Raw genomic sequence first — 15677 nt, 5'->3', positions numbered from 1 at the left:
CTCCTCCACGCGTCCTTCGGGACGCGTCCCGCCTGCATGCGGGACGGAGGTTCGACCGAGAGAACAGGCTGAACGGCTTATGGACAACTGATGAGCGACTCGAAATGAGTTCCCCTCACCACTAACGGTCCACCCTGTCTGGGTGGATCCCAGACAGGAGAAATGTGGCAGCGAAACCACGCGTGCACGAGGTCGCGAGTGACCTCGGCGTCGACACCAAGGTCGCCCTGGCGAAGCTCAAGGAGATGGGAGAGTTCGTCAAGGGACCGTCGTCGAGCATCGAGCCGCCCGTCGCCCGCAAGCTGAGGGCGGCGCTTCAGGCGGAGGGCAAGGTCGACGGCAACGGCAAGGCCCCGTCGGCCCCGACCCCCGGCCCGGCGCGTCCCGCCGAGGCACCCCGGGCGGCCGCGCCTGCGGCACCGCAGGCTCCCCAGCCCGCCCGCACGCCGGCCCCGCGGGCTCAGGCCCCGCGCTCGGAGGCGCCTCGCACCGAGGCCCCACGCACCGACGTCCCCCGCCAGGACGGCCCCCGTCAGGACGGCCCCCGTCCCGACGGCCCCCGCAGCACCGGTCCCCGCCCGGGTCAGCCGGCCGCGCCCCGCCCCGCCGAGTCGGAGCGACCCGCCGCGCAGGCGCCGGCCCCGCAGACCCCGGCCGCGCAGACCCCCGGTGCCGGCGCGATCCCGCGTCCCGTTCCGCGTCCCGGCGCCCCGCGCCCGGGCAACAACCCCTATGCGAGCAGCCAGGGGATGCAGCGTCCCGGCGCCCCGCGCCCGGGCAACAACCCGTTCGCGAGCAGCCAGGGCATGGGCCGCGGCCCCGCGGGCAACATCCCGCGTCCCGCCGCTCCGCGTCCCGGCGCGCCGCGTCCCGGCGCTCCCGGTCAGGGCGCCCGCCCCGGCGCTCCCGGCGCCCGTCCCGGTGCTCCTGGTCAGCGTCCCGGCGGCTTCCAGCGTCCCGGCGGCCCCGGCCGCCCGGCAGGCGCCGGCGGCGGCTTCCAGCGTCCCGGCGGCGCTCCCAGCACCGGCTTCGGCGGTCCCCGCCCGGCCGGCGGTGGCGGCGGCCGTGGTCGCGGTCCCGGCGGCGGCACCGCGGGTGCCTTCGGCCGTGGCGGCGGCAAGAGCAAGGCTCGCAAGTCGAAGCGGACGAAGCGCCAAGAGTTCGAGATGCGGGAGGCCCCGTCGCTCGGCGGCGTGAGCGTCCCGCGCGGCGACGGCAGCACCGTCATCCGCCTGCGTCGGGGCGCGTCCATCACGGACTTCGCCGACAAGATCGACGCGAGTCCCGGCAACATCGTCACGGTCCTCTTCCACCTCGGTGAGATGGCGACCGCGACGGAGTCGCTCGACGAGGCCACCTTCGCGGTGCTCGGCGAGGAGCTCGGCTACAAGATCCAGATGGTCTCGCCCGAGGACGAGGACAAGGAGCTCCTCGAGGGCTTCGACATCGACCTCGACCAGGAGCTCGAGGACGAGACCGACGAGGACCTCGTCGTCCGCCCGCCGGTCGTCACCGTCATGGGTCACGTCGACCACGGAAAGACGCGCCTGCTCGACGCCATCCGCAAGACGAATGTCATCGCGGGCGAGGCCGGAGGCATCACGCAGCACATCGGTGCGTACCAGGTGTGGACGGAACACGAGGGCATCGAGCGTGCCATCACCTTCATCGACACCCCCGGTCACGAGGCGTTCACCGCCATGCGTGCCCGGGGTGCGCAGGTGACCGACCTGGCGATCCTCGTGGTCGCCGCCGACGACGGCATCATGCCGCAGACGGTGGAGGCCCTGAACCACGCCCAGGCGGCGAACGTCCCGATCGTCGTCGCGGTGAACAAGGTGGACAAGGAGGGGGCCAACCCCGCCAAGGTCCGCCAGCAGCTCACCGAGTTCGGTCTCGTGGCCGAGGAGTACGGCGGCGACACGATGTTCGTCGACGTCTCGGCGCTGACCGGCCTCGGCATCGAGGACCTCCTCGACGCCGTGCTGCTGACCGCCGACGCCGGCCTGGATCTCCGCGCGAACCCGAACAAGGACGCGCGCGGCGTCGCCATCGAGGCCCGCCTCGACAAGGGCCGCGGTGCGGTCGCGACCGTGCTCATCCAGTCCGGGACGCTGCGCGTCGGGGACGCGATCGTCGCCGGCACGGCCTACGGCCGTGTGCGGGCGATGATGGACGAGAACGGCGAGACGGTGGCGGAGGCCTACCCGTCGCGTCCGGTCCAGGTGCAGGGTCTGTCCACGGTGCCCCGCGCCGGTGACACCTTCCTCGTCACCGAGGAGGACCGCACCGCGCGGCAGATCGCCGAGAAGCGCGAGGCCGTCGAGCGCAACGCGTCGCTCGCGAAGGCCCGCAAGCGCATCTCGCTCGAGGACTTCACCCGCGCCCTCGAAGAGGGCAAGGTCGACTCGCTCAACCTCATCATCAAGGGCGACGTCTCCGGTGCCGTCGAGGCGCTGGAGGAGGCGATGCTCAAGATCGACGTGGACGAGTCGGTGCAGCTGCGGATCATCCACCGCGGTGTCGGTGCGGTCACGGAGAGCGACGTCAACCTCGCGACCGTCGACAACGCCATCATCGTCGGCTTCAACGTGCGCCCCGACAACAAGGCGCGCGAGCGGGCCGCCCGCGAGGGTGTGGACATCCGGTTCTACTCCGTCATCTACTCGGCACTCGAGGACATCGAGAACTCGCTCAAGGGCATGCTCAAGCCCGAGTTCGAGGAGGTCCAGTCGGGTGTCGCGGAGATCCGCGAGGTCTTCCGCTCGTCCAAGTTCGGCAACATCGCCGGTGTGCTCGTCCGTTCCGGGACGATCACCCGCAACGCCCAGGCCCGGGTCATCCGGAACGGCGTCGTGGTCGGCGACAAGCTGGCGATCGAGTCGCTGCGCCGGTTCAAGGACGACGTCACCGAGGTCCGCGAGGGCTACGAGTGCGGTATCGGCCTGGGCAAGTTCAACGACATCCAGATCGGCGACGAGATCGAGACGATCGAGATGAAGGAGAAGGTCCGGGCCTAAGGACGCGACCAGCGTCCGGTCCTAGCAACCCCCTTTCCACGAGCCGGGTTCCGGCGCAGGGTGCCTGTAGAGGCATCCCGCGCCGGAACTGCCGGTTAACCCCGTTCTCGAAGGAGACACGCCATGGCCGACCCCACTCGCGCCGCCAAGCTCGCGGACCGGATCAAGGAGATCATCGCCCGCCGGCTGGACAAGGGCATCCGTGACCCGCGCCTCGGCTTCGTGACGATCACGGACGTCCGCATGACGGGCGATCTGCAGCACGCGTCGGTCTTCTACACCGTCTACGGCACCGAGGAGGAGCGGGCGGACAGCGCCGCCGCGCTCAAGGCGGCGACCGGGATGCTCCGCACCGAGGTGGGCCGCAACATCACGGCTCGGACGACCCCGAGCCTCGAGTTCATCCTCGACGCGGTCCCCGAGAACGCTGCTCGCATCCAGTCGCTCCTCGAGGAGGCGCGGCAGCGCGACGAGGAGGCCAGGGCGCTCGCGCGCACGGCCCAGTACGCGGGGGAGCCCGACCCGTACGTCAAGCCGCGCGAGCAGGTCGACGACGAGGACTGATCCTCGCCGGGAGCGCGCGCGGTGACCGGACTGCGGCGCCACTGACCGCCGCGAGGGCCGGGTGGCGACCCTCACGGCGGCAGCGGCAGCGCTCCAACGCTGAACCCGCGGCTGCGGCTCGGAAGGAGCCGGCGCGGCCGTTCGAGGGAGCGTCGGCGGCCGGGTGGCGGGCCGCCGACGCTCACCCACAATGCTGGCTCCCGGCTGCCACCCAGCACAGACCCAGTCCGGGGGGGCGGAACCTCTCAGGCGGCGGGCAGGACGACGCCGAGGGCGGTCCGCTCGGCCAGGCCGTCGCGGAGAAGGCCCTCGAGTGCGCGTGCCGCCCGTTCCGGGTCCTCCAACCCCGCGAGCAGCTCCTCCTCCTCGACGGGCGCGGTGGCCGACCGGAGGAGTGCCAGGAGACGGCCGCGGGCCTGCCGGTCCGAGCCCTCGTAGCGCTTCTGCCGCGGCTTCCGGGGGCCGCCGTACTCGGGGTAGCCCGCGTTCCGCCAGGCGCAGAGCGACGCGATCGGGCACTCCGCGCAGCGCGGGGCCCGTGCGGTGCACACGATCGCACCGAGCTCCATCATCCCCGCGTTGAAGGCGCGCGCCTCCTCGCGAGCAAGCGGCAGGTGCTCGTCCATGAGCGCCAGATCACGGGCCGTCGACGGCGGTCCCGGCTCCGCCTCGCCGCGGATCGCGCGGGCGAGGACTCGGCGGACGTTCGTGTCCACCACCGGATGACGGTGCCCGTAGGCGAAGGCGGCGACGGCTCTCGCGGTGTACGGGCCGACCCCGGGAAGCGCGAGCAGCTCCTCGACGTCCTCCGGGACCCGATCGCCGTGCCGCTCCGCGATCGCGACCGCGCAGCCGTGCAGGGCCAGGGCTCGGCGGGGATAGCCGAGCCGGCCCCACGCCCGGACGGCCTCGCCGGGCGGAACCGCCGCGAGGTGCGCGGGAGTGGGCCATCTCTCCAGCCACTCGAGGAGGAGAGGGACGACCCGGGCCACGGGCGTCTGCTGGAGCATGAACTCGCTCACGAGCGTGCCCCAGGCCGGGAAGCCGGGCCGGCGCCACGGGAGATCCCGGGCCGCCACGGCGAACCAGCCGGTGATCGCGGGCGCCAGCTCCTCCGTCACCCGGACACTCTAGGGTCCCTCCCGTCGGCGTAGGGTGAGGCCATGGCACGCTGGGCTCCCGCCAAGGCCGACGTCCTCGACGAGCTCGTGGGCGAGATCCGCCACAACTACCCTCGAGGCCGGCTCGTCGTCGCGGTCGACGGTCTGGACGGCTCCGGCACGGCTCCGTTCGCGGACGACCTCGCGGAGGCGTTCCGGCGAGCGGGAGTCATGCCCGTGCGCGCCTCCATCGACGCCTTCCTGGTCGCCGAGCCCGAGGGGGACGCGGCGGCGCAGCGGTACTACGCCGACGCCTACGACTACACCGCGGTCCAGGAGCGGCTGGTCCGGCCCTTCCGGCGGGAACGGCCCTTCGCGCTCTCGGCGGGTGAGGAGCCCGACAGGCGGCTGGAGGGGGATGCGGTCCTGATCGTCGACGGGCCTCTCCTGCTGCGACCGGAGCTCCTCGGCTCCTGGAGCTCGACCATCTGCCTCTTCGTGCCGGCGGAGGAGGCCTTCTCGCGCGCCGGTCTCGCGCCCGGCTCGCCGCGGGCCCTGGCGCAGCGGCTCTACCTCGACCGGGTGCAGCCCCGGGCCAGAGCGAACGCGAACATCGACGCCACCGACCCGGAGCATCCCCGGCGGACCTTCGCCGACAGCTGCTGAGCCGCTCAGTACTCCCACTCGCTGTACGCGGCGGTCTGCCAGTAGTCGTCGTCCTCGGACCCGTTCCCGTCGCTGATGCGCGGGGACGACGAGACCCGGGATCGGAGCGCGTCCAGGTCGGCCTGCGCCTGCTCCCTGGTCCTCGCCTCCGCCGGGGACAGCGCGGCCAGGGGCACGGCGCCGCCGACGAGGAGGCGGACCTCGTGGGGCTGCCCGTCGTGCAGGACCGGCACCGTGACGACGTCCGACGTTCCCCGCTGCGCCACAGCGTGCGCGTAGTCGAGGACCGCCTGTGCGAGTCCGGAAGGGGTCTCGAGGAGGCGCCCGGCGTAGACGAGCAGGTCCGTGGCGAACGAGCCGGCGGGAGGCGCGGAGGGGACGAGGGGCGTCGGCGGGGGGTTCATGGGGACCAATATACGACGCGAAAATCGTGTTTTGTCAAACGCGTTTAGAGAGTCGCGTAACTCTTGACGCGTCACACAGTACGCGCATATGGTGTCGCGTCTTAGGAGTCCGCTAACCTGGGACCGTGGCCGACTGGACCTTTCTCACGAATCATGCCCGCGTGCTGCTCTGCGTCGCGCGCGACCCGGGCATCCGCCTGCGTGACGTGTCCGAGCGGGTCGGGATCACCGAGCGTGCCGCACAGCGGATCGTCGCCGAGCTGGCCGAGGCCGGCTACCTCGAGCGCCACAAGGACGGACGCCGCAACTACTACGAGATCCACGACGACCTGCCGCTGCGCCACCCGATGGAGCAGCACCACCAGATCCGGGAGCTCCTCGGCACTCTGACCAAGGACTGAGCGCGTCTCGGAAGGTTGCAGGGGCGCAACAGGCCGAGCGTGCGCGCGGACGGGACGATCGCGCTTCCGTACCCTCGACCCATGAGCGTCTCGGTGGAGCTGTTCGGTCCCGTGACGGTCGTCCGCGACGGCCGCCCTGTGCCCCTGCCCGGGATGCTGCCGCGTGCGATCGTCGCCCGGCTCGCTCTCGACGCCGGCAGGACGGTGCCCGCCGAGGACCTGATCGCGGACGTCTGGGACGAGCCGGGCGACCACACGGTGGCGAGCCTGCGCGCGTACCTCTCGCGCCTCCGTGGCGCCGGGCTCGAAGGCGTCCTCCGCGGAGACCGCTCGGGCTACCTCCTCGACGTCGCCGAGGAGGACGTCGACATCCCCTCCTTCACCGCCCGAGTCGGCGAGCTGCGCGCCCTGCCGCTCGGCAGCCCGAGGGCGGCCGCGCTCTCGGCCCGTCTGCTCCAGGACTCGTCCGACGTGCCGCTCGCGGGCATCGACGCTCCCTTCGCGACCGGCGTCCGGTCACTGCTCGCCGAGGAGCGGAGGGGGGTGCTGGAGCGCCACGCCGACGAGCTGCTCGCCGCCGGCAGGCCTGAGGAGGCGCTCGCCGCCCTGGAGCGGCACGGCGGAGCGCACCCGCGGGACGAGGTCGTCGCCCACCTGACAGCGCTCGCCCTCGCTCGCTCCGGACGAGTCGCCGAGGCGCTCGACGCGCTCGACGGGTTCGGCGGTCCGATCCCCTCCCGTCTGCGGGAGCTGCGATCCGGGATCCTCCGCCGCGACCCGGCGACGCTGGGGCGCGCACCCCGCCCTCCGGCCCGCACCGGTGTCCCCAACCCGCTGACCCGCTTCGTCGGACGACAGGACGAGCTCGACGCCGTCGCCGCAGCCCGCCGCCGGCACCGGCTCATCACCCTCGTCGGCCCCGGTGGCGTGGGCAAGACTCGGCTCGCGATCGAGGCCGCGCGCGCCTCCGGACAGGACGACGAGCAGTGGTTCGTCGACCTCGCCTCGGTGAGCGACCCGGACCGAGTGCTGCCCGCGATCGCGGACACCGTGGGGGCGGCCGCCCACACGCTCGACGCTCTCGCGCCCCGCCTCGCCGACCGCCCCACGCTGATCGTGCTCGACAACGCCGAGCACGTGGTCGGCGCCGCCGCGGCAGCCGCGTCCGGCATCCTCCGCCGCAGCGACCTGGTGACGGTGCTCGTCACGAGCCGGGAGCCGCTCCGCCTGCCCGGCGAGCTGGTGGTGCCGGTCGCGCCCCTGCTCCGAGAGGACGCCCTCGCCGTGTTCTCCGAGCGCGCAGCGGACGCGCGCGGCGGGCGCAGGGGGGACGACGAGGAGCTGTTCGGCGAGATCTGCGACCGGCTCGACGCGATCCCGCTCGCGCTCGAGCTCACGGCGGCGCGCCTCGACGTGCTGAGCGGGGCGGAGCTCCTGGAGGCCGTCCGCGCGGGCGCAGGACCGGACGAGCGGGGCTCGGGCGAGGCGCGGCACGACAGCGTCGAGAACGCCGTGCGCTGGAGCATCGACCTCCTCACCCCCGCCCAGCTCAGCCTGCTCCTCCAGCTCTCGCGCTTCGCCGGCGGCTTCCCCGAGGAGGCCGTGCTCGGCATCTGCGAGTGCGACGACGACGACCCCGCCGCGGTGCTCGCGAGGCTCGCCGACAAGTCCCTCGTCGCGGTCACGCGCGGCGACGAGGGCGATCGGCGCTACCGGCTGCTCGACACGGTCAAGCAGGTGGCGGCCGCCCTGGACGAGCCGGATCCCGCCTGGCTCGAGCGGCACCGGCTGTGGCTCGCCGACCGCGCCGCGCACCTGGGACCGCTCACGCGCACCGGACGGGCGCCGGCGGCGAACGCCGAGCTCGACCTGCTCCGGCCGGACCTCCGGGTCGCGCTTGACAACAGCATCGCGGCGGGGGACCGGACCGCGGCGGTGAGGACTGCGGGCAGCCAGGCCCACCACTGGTTCACGCGCGGACTGCTCGTCGACGGCATCCGAAGCATCGACCGCGCCCTCGCCGTGCCGGGCGAGCTGCCCCCGATGATCGAGGCGCACACGCTCATCGGCCTCATGGTCCTCACGTACCAGACGGGCGACGCCGTCCGGACCTTCCAGCTGCTCGACCGCGCGTACGAGCTCGCCGTGGCGGCCGGGGACACGACCGTCCCGGCCGTCGCGCTCGCGCGCACGGGCTATGCGCGCTCGCTGTTCGGCGACCCGGAGACGGCGCGGCGGTGCATGGCGGAGGCGAAGGCCTACGCCGAGTCGGCGGAGGACTGGGCCAAGGCCGAGTTCCTCATGTGCCAGGGCCAGATGCTGCGCGCCTTCGGGGAGTCGGCGGAGGCGCTCGAGAGCCTCAACGCCTCCTACGACCTGTCCATCCGGCTCGGGTACACCTGGATGGCGGCCTCCGCCAGCTACGTCGCGGCCAAGGTGCTGACCGACGAGCGGAAGGGGCGGGACGCGATCGCCGAGCTGCGACGCTCGATCGGGCTCGCCGCGTCGGCGGCCGATGGAGCGTCGATGCTCGCCGGCTTCCACCAGCTGGCCGGCGCCTTCGCCCTCCTCGAGCGGCACCGGGAGGCGGCGCGCATCTTCGGCGCCGTCGACCGCCTCGGCGTGCGCTACGGCTACAACCCGGTCGTCGCCGAGGGGGAGGAGGCCCGGAAGCACAGGGACCGCGTGGCCCAGGCACTCCCCGCCGAGGACTTCGACCTCGAGTACCGCAGGGGGAGCCGGCTCGGCTTCGAGGACCTCTTCGCCCTCCTCGACGCTCCCCGTCCCGTCCCCGCCTAGGGCGCGATGGCGAGGCGCACTCGCCGTGCGACCTCGTCCGGCGTCAGGAAGCGCCCGGTCCGCTCGACCTCGTGCACGAGGCGGGTGAGGGCCTCGTTGACGGGCGCGGTCCGCCCGAGCCGGGTGGCCTCCGCCACGACGGCGCCATTCAGGTAGTCGATCTCCGTCGGCTTGCCGCGCCGGATGCTCTGCAGCGTGGATCCCGGGTTCGGCACGTCGCCCATCCCGCGTGCCATGCGACGGGGGAGCAGCTCGGCGGCTCCGGCGGGCGCTGCGGCGGCGACGCGGAGGACGAGGTCGCCGAGACCGTTCATGCTGCCGAACCGCACGCCTGCTGCACGGCCGGTGCGCACAGTCTCCCGGATGCTGAGCGTCAGGACGCGGCGGAGGGCGGGATGCGCGACGACCTCCTGGACGCTGAGCCCGGTGATGGCGGGCAGCGCGTTCACCTGATTGACGACGAGCTTGGTCCACTGCATGCCTCGGAGGTCCTGCACCGCCCGAGTGGGCAGCGCCCCGGCGAGGACGGCGACGATCGGATCCTCCGGCGCGGCGGGACCCACGTACAGGTCGCCCGGAGCGGTGATCCGGACCTCGCCGGGTCCGACCAGGGACGCGGCGAAGAGCGCGAGCCCGCCGAGGACCCGCGACTCCGGGAGCAGCTCCCTCGCGCGGTCGGCGCCCTCGAGGCCGTTCTGCACCACCACGACGGTCCCGCCGCGGCAGGCGTCCCGGCTCGCCTCGATCGCCGCCCGGGCGTCCATCGCCTTGGTCGCCACCAGCACCAGCTCGTGCGGCTCGGTGAGCCCGGTGGCCGCCTCGACGCGCGCCGTCGTGTCGCCCCAGGCGCCCGTCAGCCGGATGCCCCGCTCGGTGATCCCGGCCGCGGCGTCCGCGCGCACCGCGACGGACACGCGGTGGCCGGCGCGGTCGAGGACGGCGGCGAGCGCCCCTCCGACGGCGCCCACCCCGAGAACGCCGACCCGCACGCCCCGATCCTAGGCCGGGGACGGGCGCTGTTAGAGTGCGAGCATGCCGGGCCCGCTCGAGATCGACGAGCCCGACGGCGTGGTCCTCGTCGACAAACCGGAGGGCATCACGAGCCACGGTGTCGTCGCCCGCGCACGCCGCGCGTACGGGACGCGGAAGGTCGGGCACGCGGGGACGCTGGACCCGATGGCGACCGGCCTGCTCCTCCTGGGACTCGGTCCTTCGACCCGGCTCCTCACCTACCTGGTCGGGCTGGACAAGGTGTACCTGGCGACCGTCCGCCTCGGCTCCGCCACCACGACGGACGACCGCGAGGGCGAGGCGATCGGGGAGCCGGCCGACGCCCGTTCCGTCGACGATTCGCGCATCCGGGACGCCGTGGCGGCTCTGACCGGGGACCTGGAGCAGGTGCCGAGCTCGGTCAGCGCGATCAAGGTGGACGGCCGCCGCAGCTATGCGCGGGTGCGCGCGGGCGAGGACGTCGAGCTGGCGGCACGGCCCGTGCGGGTCTCCGAGTTCGCGGTGCTCGGGCGGTCCCTCCCCGGTGACGCCGAGGGGGCGGTGGACCTCGACGTGCGGGTCGCCTGCTCCTCCGGCACCTACATCCGGGCCCTCGCCCGCGATCTCGGGCGCGCGCTCGGCGTCGGCGGCCACCTGACGGCCTTGCGCCGCGTGGCGGTCGGTCCCTTCTCGGTCGCCGACGCGGCCGCCCTCGACGGGCTCGGCCCTGCGACGCCCCTGCTCGCACCGGCCGAGGCCGCCGCGCGCGTCCTGCCGACCGCCGAGGTGGACGCGGCCGCCGCCGTGGACCTCGGACACGGCAAGCGCATCCCGCTCGAGCGCCCGGACGGGGGACCGCTCGCCGTCGTGTCCTCGGGGCGGCTCGTCGCCCTCGTCACGGTGGCGGCGGGCCGAGCGCGGGTGCTGACCGGCTTCCCCTCGTCCGTGCAGCCGGAGGCGGCCCGATGATCCTGTGGTACACCGTCGTCCAGATCGTCGTGGCGGTCCTCGCGGGACTCCTCGCCGTGGCGTTCGGCCTCGCCAAGCGTCCGCCCTCCGACCTCACGATGGCGGGCGCCGCGCTGCTCGGGGTGCTCCTGCTCGCGCAGATCGTGATGGCGATCGTCGCCCCGCTCACCGGCAACGACCCGACCGGCAACCCGTACGAGTTCTGGGCGTACCTGATCTCGGCGTTCATCCTCCCGCCGGTCGCGATCCTCTGGGCCCTGCTCGAGCGGAGCCGCTGGAGCACGGTCGTCGTCGGGGTCGCCTGCCTCGCGGTCGCCGTGATGCTCTACCGCATGCACGTGATCTGGACGGTGCAGCTGGCCTGACGAGGTGCGGGATAATCGAAGGGCCATGACAGCGACCTCGCCCGCCTCCACCTCGCGGCGCCGGCGGATCAGCGGGATCGGGCTCGTCCTCGTCGCGGTGTACGGCATCCTCGCGCTCGCAGCGACCGGCCGGTCCACCGTGCAGATCCTGAGCGACTACTCGGAGGCCCCGCTCGCCTACTCGCTGTCCGCGCTCGCGGCGGTGGTCTACATCCTCGCCACGGTGGCGCTCGTGGCGCCCGGCCGGGGGTGGTACCGGGTCGCCTGGATCACGATCGGGTTCGAGCTCCTGTTCGTGCTCACGGTCGGAACGCTGAGCATCGTCGACGCCGAGCTCTTCCCGCGGGACACCGTCTGGTCCTACTACGGAGGCGGCTACCTCTTCGTGCCGCTCGTCGTGCCCGTCCTCGGCATGCTCTGGCTCGCGCGGCACCGGCCGGGCACCGTCCGGGACGCGTCATGATCGTCGTCGAGTCGCTCGACCGGGTGCCGGAGGGCGTCCGCCCGAGCGCCGTGACGATCGGCAAGTTCGACGGCGTCCACGCCGGGCACCGCGCCGTCATCGGTGCCCTCCTCGAGGAGGCGGCGCGGCGCGGCGTCACCCCGGTCGTCGTCACCTTCGACCGGAACCCGCTCGCCGTGCTGCGCCCCGAGGCCTGCCCGCAGAACCTCGTGAGCCTGCCCCAGAAGCTCGAGCTGCTCGAGGAGGCGGGGGTCGCCGCCACGGTCGTCCTCGCCTTCGACCACCGGCTCGCGTCGTGGACGCCGGAGGAGTTCGCGGAGCGGGTCCTCGCCACGGCGCTCGAGGCCCGGGTCGTCCTCGTCGGCGACGACTTCCGCTTCGGCGCCGGAGGCGCGGGGAACGTCGAGACCCTGCGCGAGCTCGGCCGCCTCCACGGCTTCGAGGTGGTCGTCGTCGGCGACGTCGTGTCGGAGGGGGGACGGGCCTCGTCGTCCCGCATCCGTGCGCTCCTCGACGAGGGCGACGTGGACGGCGCGGCCATCCTCCTCGGCAGGGCGCCTCGGGTGCGCGGGGTCGTGGTCCCGGGCCTGCGGAGGGGCCGGGAGCTCGGCTACCCGACGGCGAACCTGGCCGCCGAGTCGGAGGGCCTGGCGCCGGGGGACGGCGTCTACGCCGGCTGGCTCACCGACCGGTCGGCGCCCGGGACGCCCCGCTACCCCGCCGCGATCTCGGTCGGCACCAACCCGACCTTCGGCGACGTGGCGCGCAAGCAGGTCGAGGCGTACGTGCTCGACGAGGACCTCGACCTGTACGGTCACCTCGTCGACGTGGAGTTCGCCCACCGGCTGCGCGGCATGGTGGCCTACGAGGGCATCGGTCCGCTGATCGAGCAGATGGGCCGCGACGTCTCGCAGGCGCGGACGCTGCTCGCGGCTCAGGCCTGACCGGTTCCCCTCGGCGGGAAGACCGGCACGACGGGACGGCCGCAGAGCCAGGACACCAGCACGCCTGCCGGGCCGCGGATCTCCGGTCCGGATCCGATGCGCCAGCCTGCGTCGTCCGCGACGAGGGAGCGACCCCGCAGCAGCGCGCGGAGCTCGGCGGAGCCCAGCGCGACACGTCCGCGCGCGACCGCCTGGGATGCGTCGGGCGCCACCGGGTCGGGGAGCCCCAGCGGCACCGTGATGTCGTAGCACGCCTGGACGACGGCGGTCAGCTCGCCGAGGCCGTGGCGGCCCCGCCCGGACCCCGCCCGGTCGGCCGCGGAGCGGAGCCGCAGGAGCAGCTCGTCCCTGGCCGGGGCGTCCGCTCTCGCGGGCAGGACGAGCCGCAGTCGGGGGGAGGAGAGACGGCGCGCGAGGTCCGCCACGACGTCCTCCACCCGTCCGCCTCCCGGCCGCGGGGACAGCGTCTGCGCCGACCAGCCCTCCTCCGGCAGCACGGCGAGCTGCTCGGCGAGCGCACGCACGGCCGAGGCGATGCGGGGCCGCCAGTCGCGGGGAGGGGCCGAGCTCGCGGCCCCGCGCCTCAGCCTCAGCCGGGGAAGACGCCGCCGAAGGTCCGACATGCGCACAGCCTAGGTCCCGTGGCGCCGCGGCACATGCCCCACCCGGCGTCCCTGTTCCGCGGCGCGGCCTAGGCTGGATCGGTGAGCGCCGCGCCAGCCCTCCCGACGCGGACCGGCCGTCTCCTCACGCTCGCCGCGATCGTGCTGCTGGCGCTCAACCTGCGTACGGCCGTCGCCTCCCTGTCGCCCGTCTTCGGCGAGATCGGCGAGGACATCGTGCTGACGAGCGTCGGCATCGGCATCCTCGGGACGCTGCCGCCCATCTCGTTCGCGGTCTTCGGGCTCCTCGCGCCGGCGATCGGGCGCCGGATCGGCCTCGACACCGCGATCCTCGTGGCCGCCGCCGCGATGACGGCCGGGCACCTCGTTCGCAGCATCGCCCCCGACTACGGCGTGCTGTTCGGCGGCAGCCTCCTCACGCTCGCCGCCGTGGGCGTCGGCAACGTCCTGCTCCCGCCCGCCGTGAAGCGGTACTTCCCGGACCGGATCGGGACGCTCACCGCGCTGTCGAGCGCGCTGCTCGCGACGAGCGCCGCGGTGCCGCCGCTCGTGTCCGCCCCGCTGGCGGCGACCGCCGGCTGGCGCCTCGACCTCGCGGTCTGGGGTTTCGTCGCCCTCACGGCGGTGGCGCCCTGGATCGCGGTCTGGCTGCGGGAGCGCCGCCTCCGCTCCGCCGCGGCCCTCGGCAACGACCCGGAGGTCGAGGAGCCGCCGCCGCTCGGCCGCACCTGGCGCTCGCCGGTCGCCTGGTCGACCGCGACGGTGTTCGCGTCCTCGAGCTTCAACGCCTACGCCATGTTCGCCTGGCTGCCGCAGATCCTCGTGGACACCGCTGGGATCGACATGTTCGCCGCCGGCGCGCTGCTGTCCCTCTACTCGATCGCGGGCTTCCCGGTCGCGGTGCTCGTCCCGCTGCTCGCGGTGCGGATGCGCAACGCGGGCCTGCTCGTCTACCCGGGCGTCGCGTTCTTCCTGCTCGGGTACGTCGGGCTCCTGCTGGCGCCCGGAACGGCGACGTGGCTGTGGGTGACCGCCGCCGGTCTCGGCCCGCTCCTGTTCCCGCTCGCGATCATCCTCATCAACCTGCGGACGCGCACGCACGAGGGCTCGGCGGCGCTCAGCGGGTTCACGCAGGGCGTCGGCTACACGGTCGGCGCCACAGGCCCCCTGCTCGTCGGACTGCTCCATCAGGTCTCGGGCGGCTGGACCCTGCCGCTGCTGCTCGTCTCCGCGCTGGGCGTCGCGGCGATCCCCGCCGCCATCGCGCTCGCGCGGCCCCGGATGCTGGAGGACGACCTGGCGCCGCGCTCGGGGACGGCGCGATGACGGTTTCGGTGCTCGTCGACTGCGACACCGGCATCGACGACGCGGTCGCGCTGCTCTACCTCCTCGCAGTCCCGGACGTGGAGATCGTGGGGATCACCACCGTCGCCGGCAACACGGCGGCGCGTGCGGGCGCGCTCAACACGCTGCGCGTGCTCGCCCTCGCCGGGCGCACCGGGATCCCGGTCGCGGTCGGTGCTGAGCGGCCGCTCCTCGCGGACCCGCTGCCCCACTCGACGCACGTGCACGGCGCCGACGGGATGGGCGACGCGGGGCTCGGGGAGGCCGACGAGTCGCTGGTCGATCCGCGCCCCGCGCTTCGGCTCCTCGACGACCTCTCCCGCGAGCACGAGGGCCGGCTGCGGATCCTCGCCACGGGCGCGCTCACCAACCTCGCGCTCGCACTGCGGGCGGATCCGTCCCTGCCGTCGCGGATCCGGGACGTGGTCGTGATGGGCGGAGCCGCCGAGGTCCCCGGCAACCGGACGCCGGCGGCCGAGGCGAACATCGCCCACGACCCTGAGGCCGCGCAGGTGGTGCTGTCGGCCGGGTGGCCGGTCACCCTCGTCCCGCTCGATGTGACGGTGCCCGAGCAGCTCACCGAGGAGCACTGCGCCCGGCTGGCGGAGGGCGGCGCGGTGGGGCGCTTCGTCGCCGCGATCAGCGACCACTACATGGACTTCTACACCCCGATCCTCGGACGCCGGGCGGCGCCCCAGCACGACGCGCTCGCCGCGGGAGTGCTCACCGGGGAGGTCGTGCCCACGGTCTGCCCGCGGGTGCGCGTCGAGGTGGAGTGCGGCAACGGACCGGCGCGCGGGGCGACGGTCGCGGACACGCGCGGCCGGTACCGCGGGCACCCGGATCAGGAGGGCGCGACGGTGCGTGTGGTCCTGCGGACGACAGGCGGGTTCGTCGACCGGCTGGTGGCCCGGCTGGAGTCCCTCGACGCGTGAACCGGAACCTCGGGGTGTGCGCGGATCAGGAGATCCGCCGTGCAGCACGGCGTGTCCTCCTGATCCGCGTGCGGGAACGCGGGCTCCTCC

Annotated in this window: 15 protein-coding genes; 11 read left to right on the top strand and 4 right to left on the bottom strand. The window is 74.0% G+C overall.

What is annotated here, in order from left to right; all coding sequences use genetic code 11:
• Positions 1-164: 164 nt before the first annotated feature.
• Positions 165-3020, top strand: coding sequence for a translation initiation factor IF-2 (gene infB, locus J3P30_RS00655; RefSeq protein ID WP_307807337.1), 2856 nt, complete (start codon positions 165-167; stop codon positions 3018-3020).
• Positions 3021-3143: 123 nt separating this feature from the next.
• Positions 3144-3584 (top strand): 30S ribosome-binding factor RbfA, encoded by a 441-nt coding sequence (gene rbfA / locus J3P30_RS00650; protein ID WP_210478967.1) that lies wholly within the window; start codon positions 3144-3146, stop codon positions 3582-3584.
• A 245-nt stretch (positions 3585-3829) separates the two neighbouring features.
• Here rbfA and J3P30_RS00645 read toward each other — a convergent pair whose 3' ends face one another.
• Positions 3830-4705 (bottom strand): A/G-specific adenine glycosylase, encoded by an 876-nt coding sequence (locus J3P30_RS00645; protein ID WP_210478965.1) that lies wholly within the window; start codon positions 4703-4705, stop codon positions 3830-3832.
• Between the two features lie 42 nt (positions 4706-4747).
• Between J3P30_RS00645 and J3P30_RS00640 the strand changes: the two genes are divergently transcribed.
• The gene (locus J3P30_RS00640) at positions 4748-5350 is read left to right on the top strand and encodes a hypothetical protein (RefSeq protein ID WP_210478963.1); all 603 of its coding nucleotides are present in this window, start codon (positions 4748-4750) and stop codon (positions 5348-5350) included.
• 5 nt (positions 5351-5355) lie between these two features.
• On the opposite strand, the gene J3P30_RS00635 is transcribed toward J3P30_RS00640, so the two are convergent.
• Positions 5356-5754 carry a hypothetical protein gene (locus J3P30_RS00635; RefSeq protein WP_210478960.1) on the bottom strand — a complete coding sequence of 133 codons (399 nt, stop codon included), beginning with the start codon at positions 5752-5754 and terminating at the stop codon, positions 5356-5358.
• Between the two features lie 125 nt (positions 5755-5879).
• Here J3P30_RS00635 and J3P30_RS00630 point away from each other — a divergent pair, with 125 nt between their 5' ends.
• Both J3P30_RS00630 and J3P30_RS00625 read left to right on the top strand, forming a co-directional pair.
• A complete protein-coding gene (locus J3P30_RS00630; protein WP_210478958.1) occupies positions 5880-6155 on the top strand; it encodes a winged helix-turn-helix domain-containing protein in 276 nt (91 codons plus the stop codon).
• Between the two features lie 81 nt (positions 6156-6236).
• Positions 6237-8954 carry a BTAD domain-containing putative transcriptional regulator gene (locus tag J3P30_RS00625; RefSeq protein ID WP_210478956.1) on the top strand — a complete coding sequence of 906 codons (2718 nt, stop codon included), beginning with the start codon at positions 6237-6239 and terminating at the stop codon, positions 8952-8954.
• On the opposite strand, the gene J3P30_RS00620 is transcribed toward J3P30_RS00625, so the two are convergent.
• The gene (locus tag J3P30_RS00620) at positions 8951-9943 is read right to left on the bottom strand and encodes a ketopantoate reductase family protein (RefSeq protein WP_210478954.1); all 993 of its coding nucleotides are present in this window, start codon (positions 9941-9943) and stop codon (positions 8951-8953) included. The two genes, J3P30_RS00625 and J3P30_RS00620, sit on opposite strands and share 4 nt — an antisense overlap.
• A 43-nt stretch (positions 9944-9986) precedes the next feature.
• On the opposite strand from J3P30_RS00620, the gene truB reads away from it, so the two are divergent.
• From truB to J3P30_RS00600, 4 genes are read left to right on the top strand one after another with little or no spacing between them, the layout of a single operon-like run.
• Complete coding sequence (gene truB, locus J3P30_RS00615; RefSeq protein WP_210478952.1) at positions 9987-10913, top strand: tRNA pseudouridine(55) synthase TruB; 927 nt, start codon at positions 9987-9989, stop codon at positions 10911-10913.
• Positions 10910-11278, top strand: a complete 369-nt coding sequence (locus J3P30_RS00610) for a hypothetical protein (protein WP_210478951.1) — start codon at positions 10910-10912, stop codon at positions 11276-11278. Before truB ends, J3P30_RS00610 begins: the two co-directional genes overlap by 4 nt.
• A 25-nt stretch (positions 11279-11303) precedes the next feature.
• Positions 11304-11741: a hypothetical protein gene (locus J3P30_RS00605; RefSeq protein ID WP_210478950.1), complete on the top strand. Its 438-nt coding sequence runs from the start codon at positions 11304-11306 to the stop codon at positions 11739-11741.
• Positions 11738-12685, top strand: a complete 948-nt coding sequence (locus J3P30_RS00600; protein ID WP_210478949.1) for a bifunctional riboflavin kinase/FAD synthetase — start codon at positions 11738-11740, stop codon at positions 12683-12685. The genes J3P30_RS00605 and J3P30_RS00600 overlap by 4 nt, the downstream gene beginning before the upstream one ends.
• Here the strand turns inward: J3P30_RS00600 and J3P30_RS00595 are convergent.
• The gene (locus tag J3P30_RS00595; RefSeq protein WP_210478948.1) at positions 12676-13308 is read right to left on the bottom strand and encodes a hypothetical protein; all 633 of its coding nucleotides are present in this window, start codon (positions 13306-13308) and stop codon (positions 12676-12678) included. The two genes, J3P30_RS00600 and J3P30_RS00595, sit on opposite strands and share 10 nt — an antisense overlap.
• A gap of 81 nt (positions 13309-13389) precedes the next feature.
• On the opposite strand from J3P30_RS00595, the gene J3P30_RS00590 reads away from it, so the two are divergent.
• Together J3P30_RS00590 and J3P30_RS00585 are read left to right on the top strand one after the other, a co-directional pair.
• Positions 13390-14634, top strand: coding sequence for an MFS transporter (locus J3P30_RS00590; RefSeq protein WP_210478947.1), 1245 nt, complete (start codon positions 13390-13392; stop codon positions 14632-14634).
• Positions 14631-15587: a nucleoside hydrolase gene (locus J3P30_RS00585; RefSeq protein WP_210478945.1), complete on the top strand. Its 957-nt coding sequence runs from the start codon at positions 14631-14633 to the stop codon at positions 15585-15587. Before J3P30_RS00590 ends, J3P30_RS00585 begins: the two co-directional genes overlap by 4 nt.
• The last annotated feature ends 90 nt before the right edge of the window (positions 15588-15677 follow it).

Origin of the sequence: Naasia sp. SYSU D00948 (assembly GCF_017916515.1) — a bacterium.
In the GTDB taxonomy this organism is placed as follows: domain Bacteria; phylum Actinomycetota; class Actinomycetes; order Actinomycetales; family Microbacteriaceae; genus Naasia.
The sequence above is the reverse complement of the archived record's forward strand: the minus strand, read 5'-3'. Positions and strand labels throughout refer to the sequence as shown.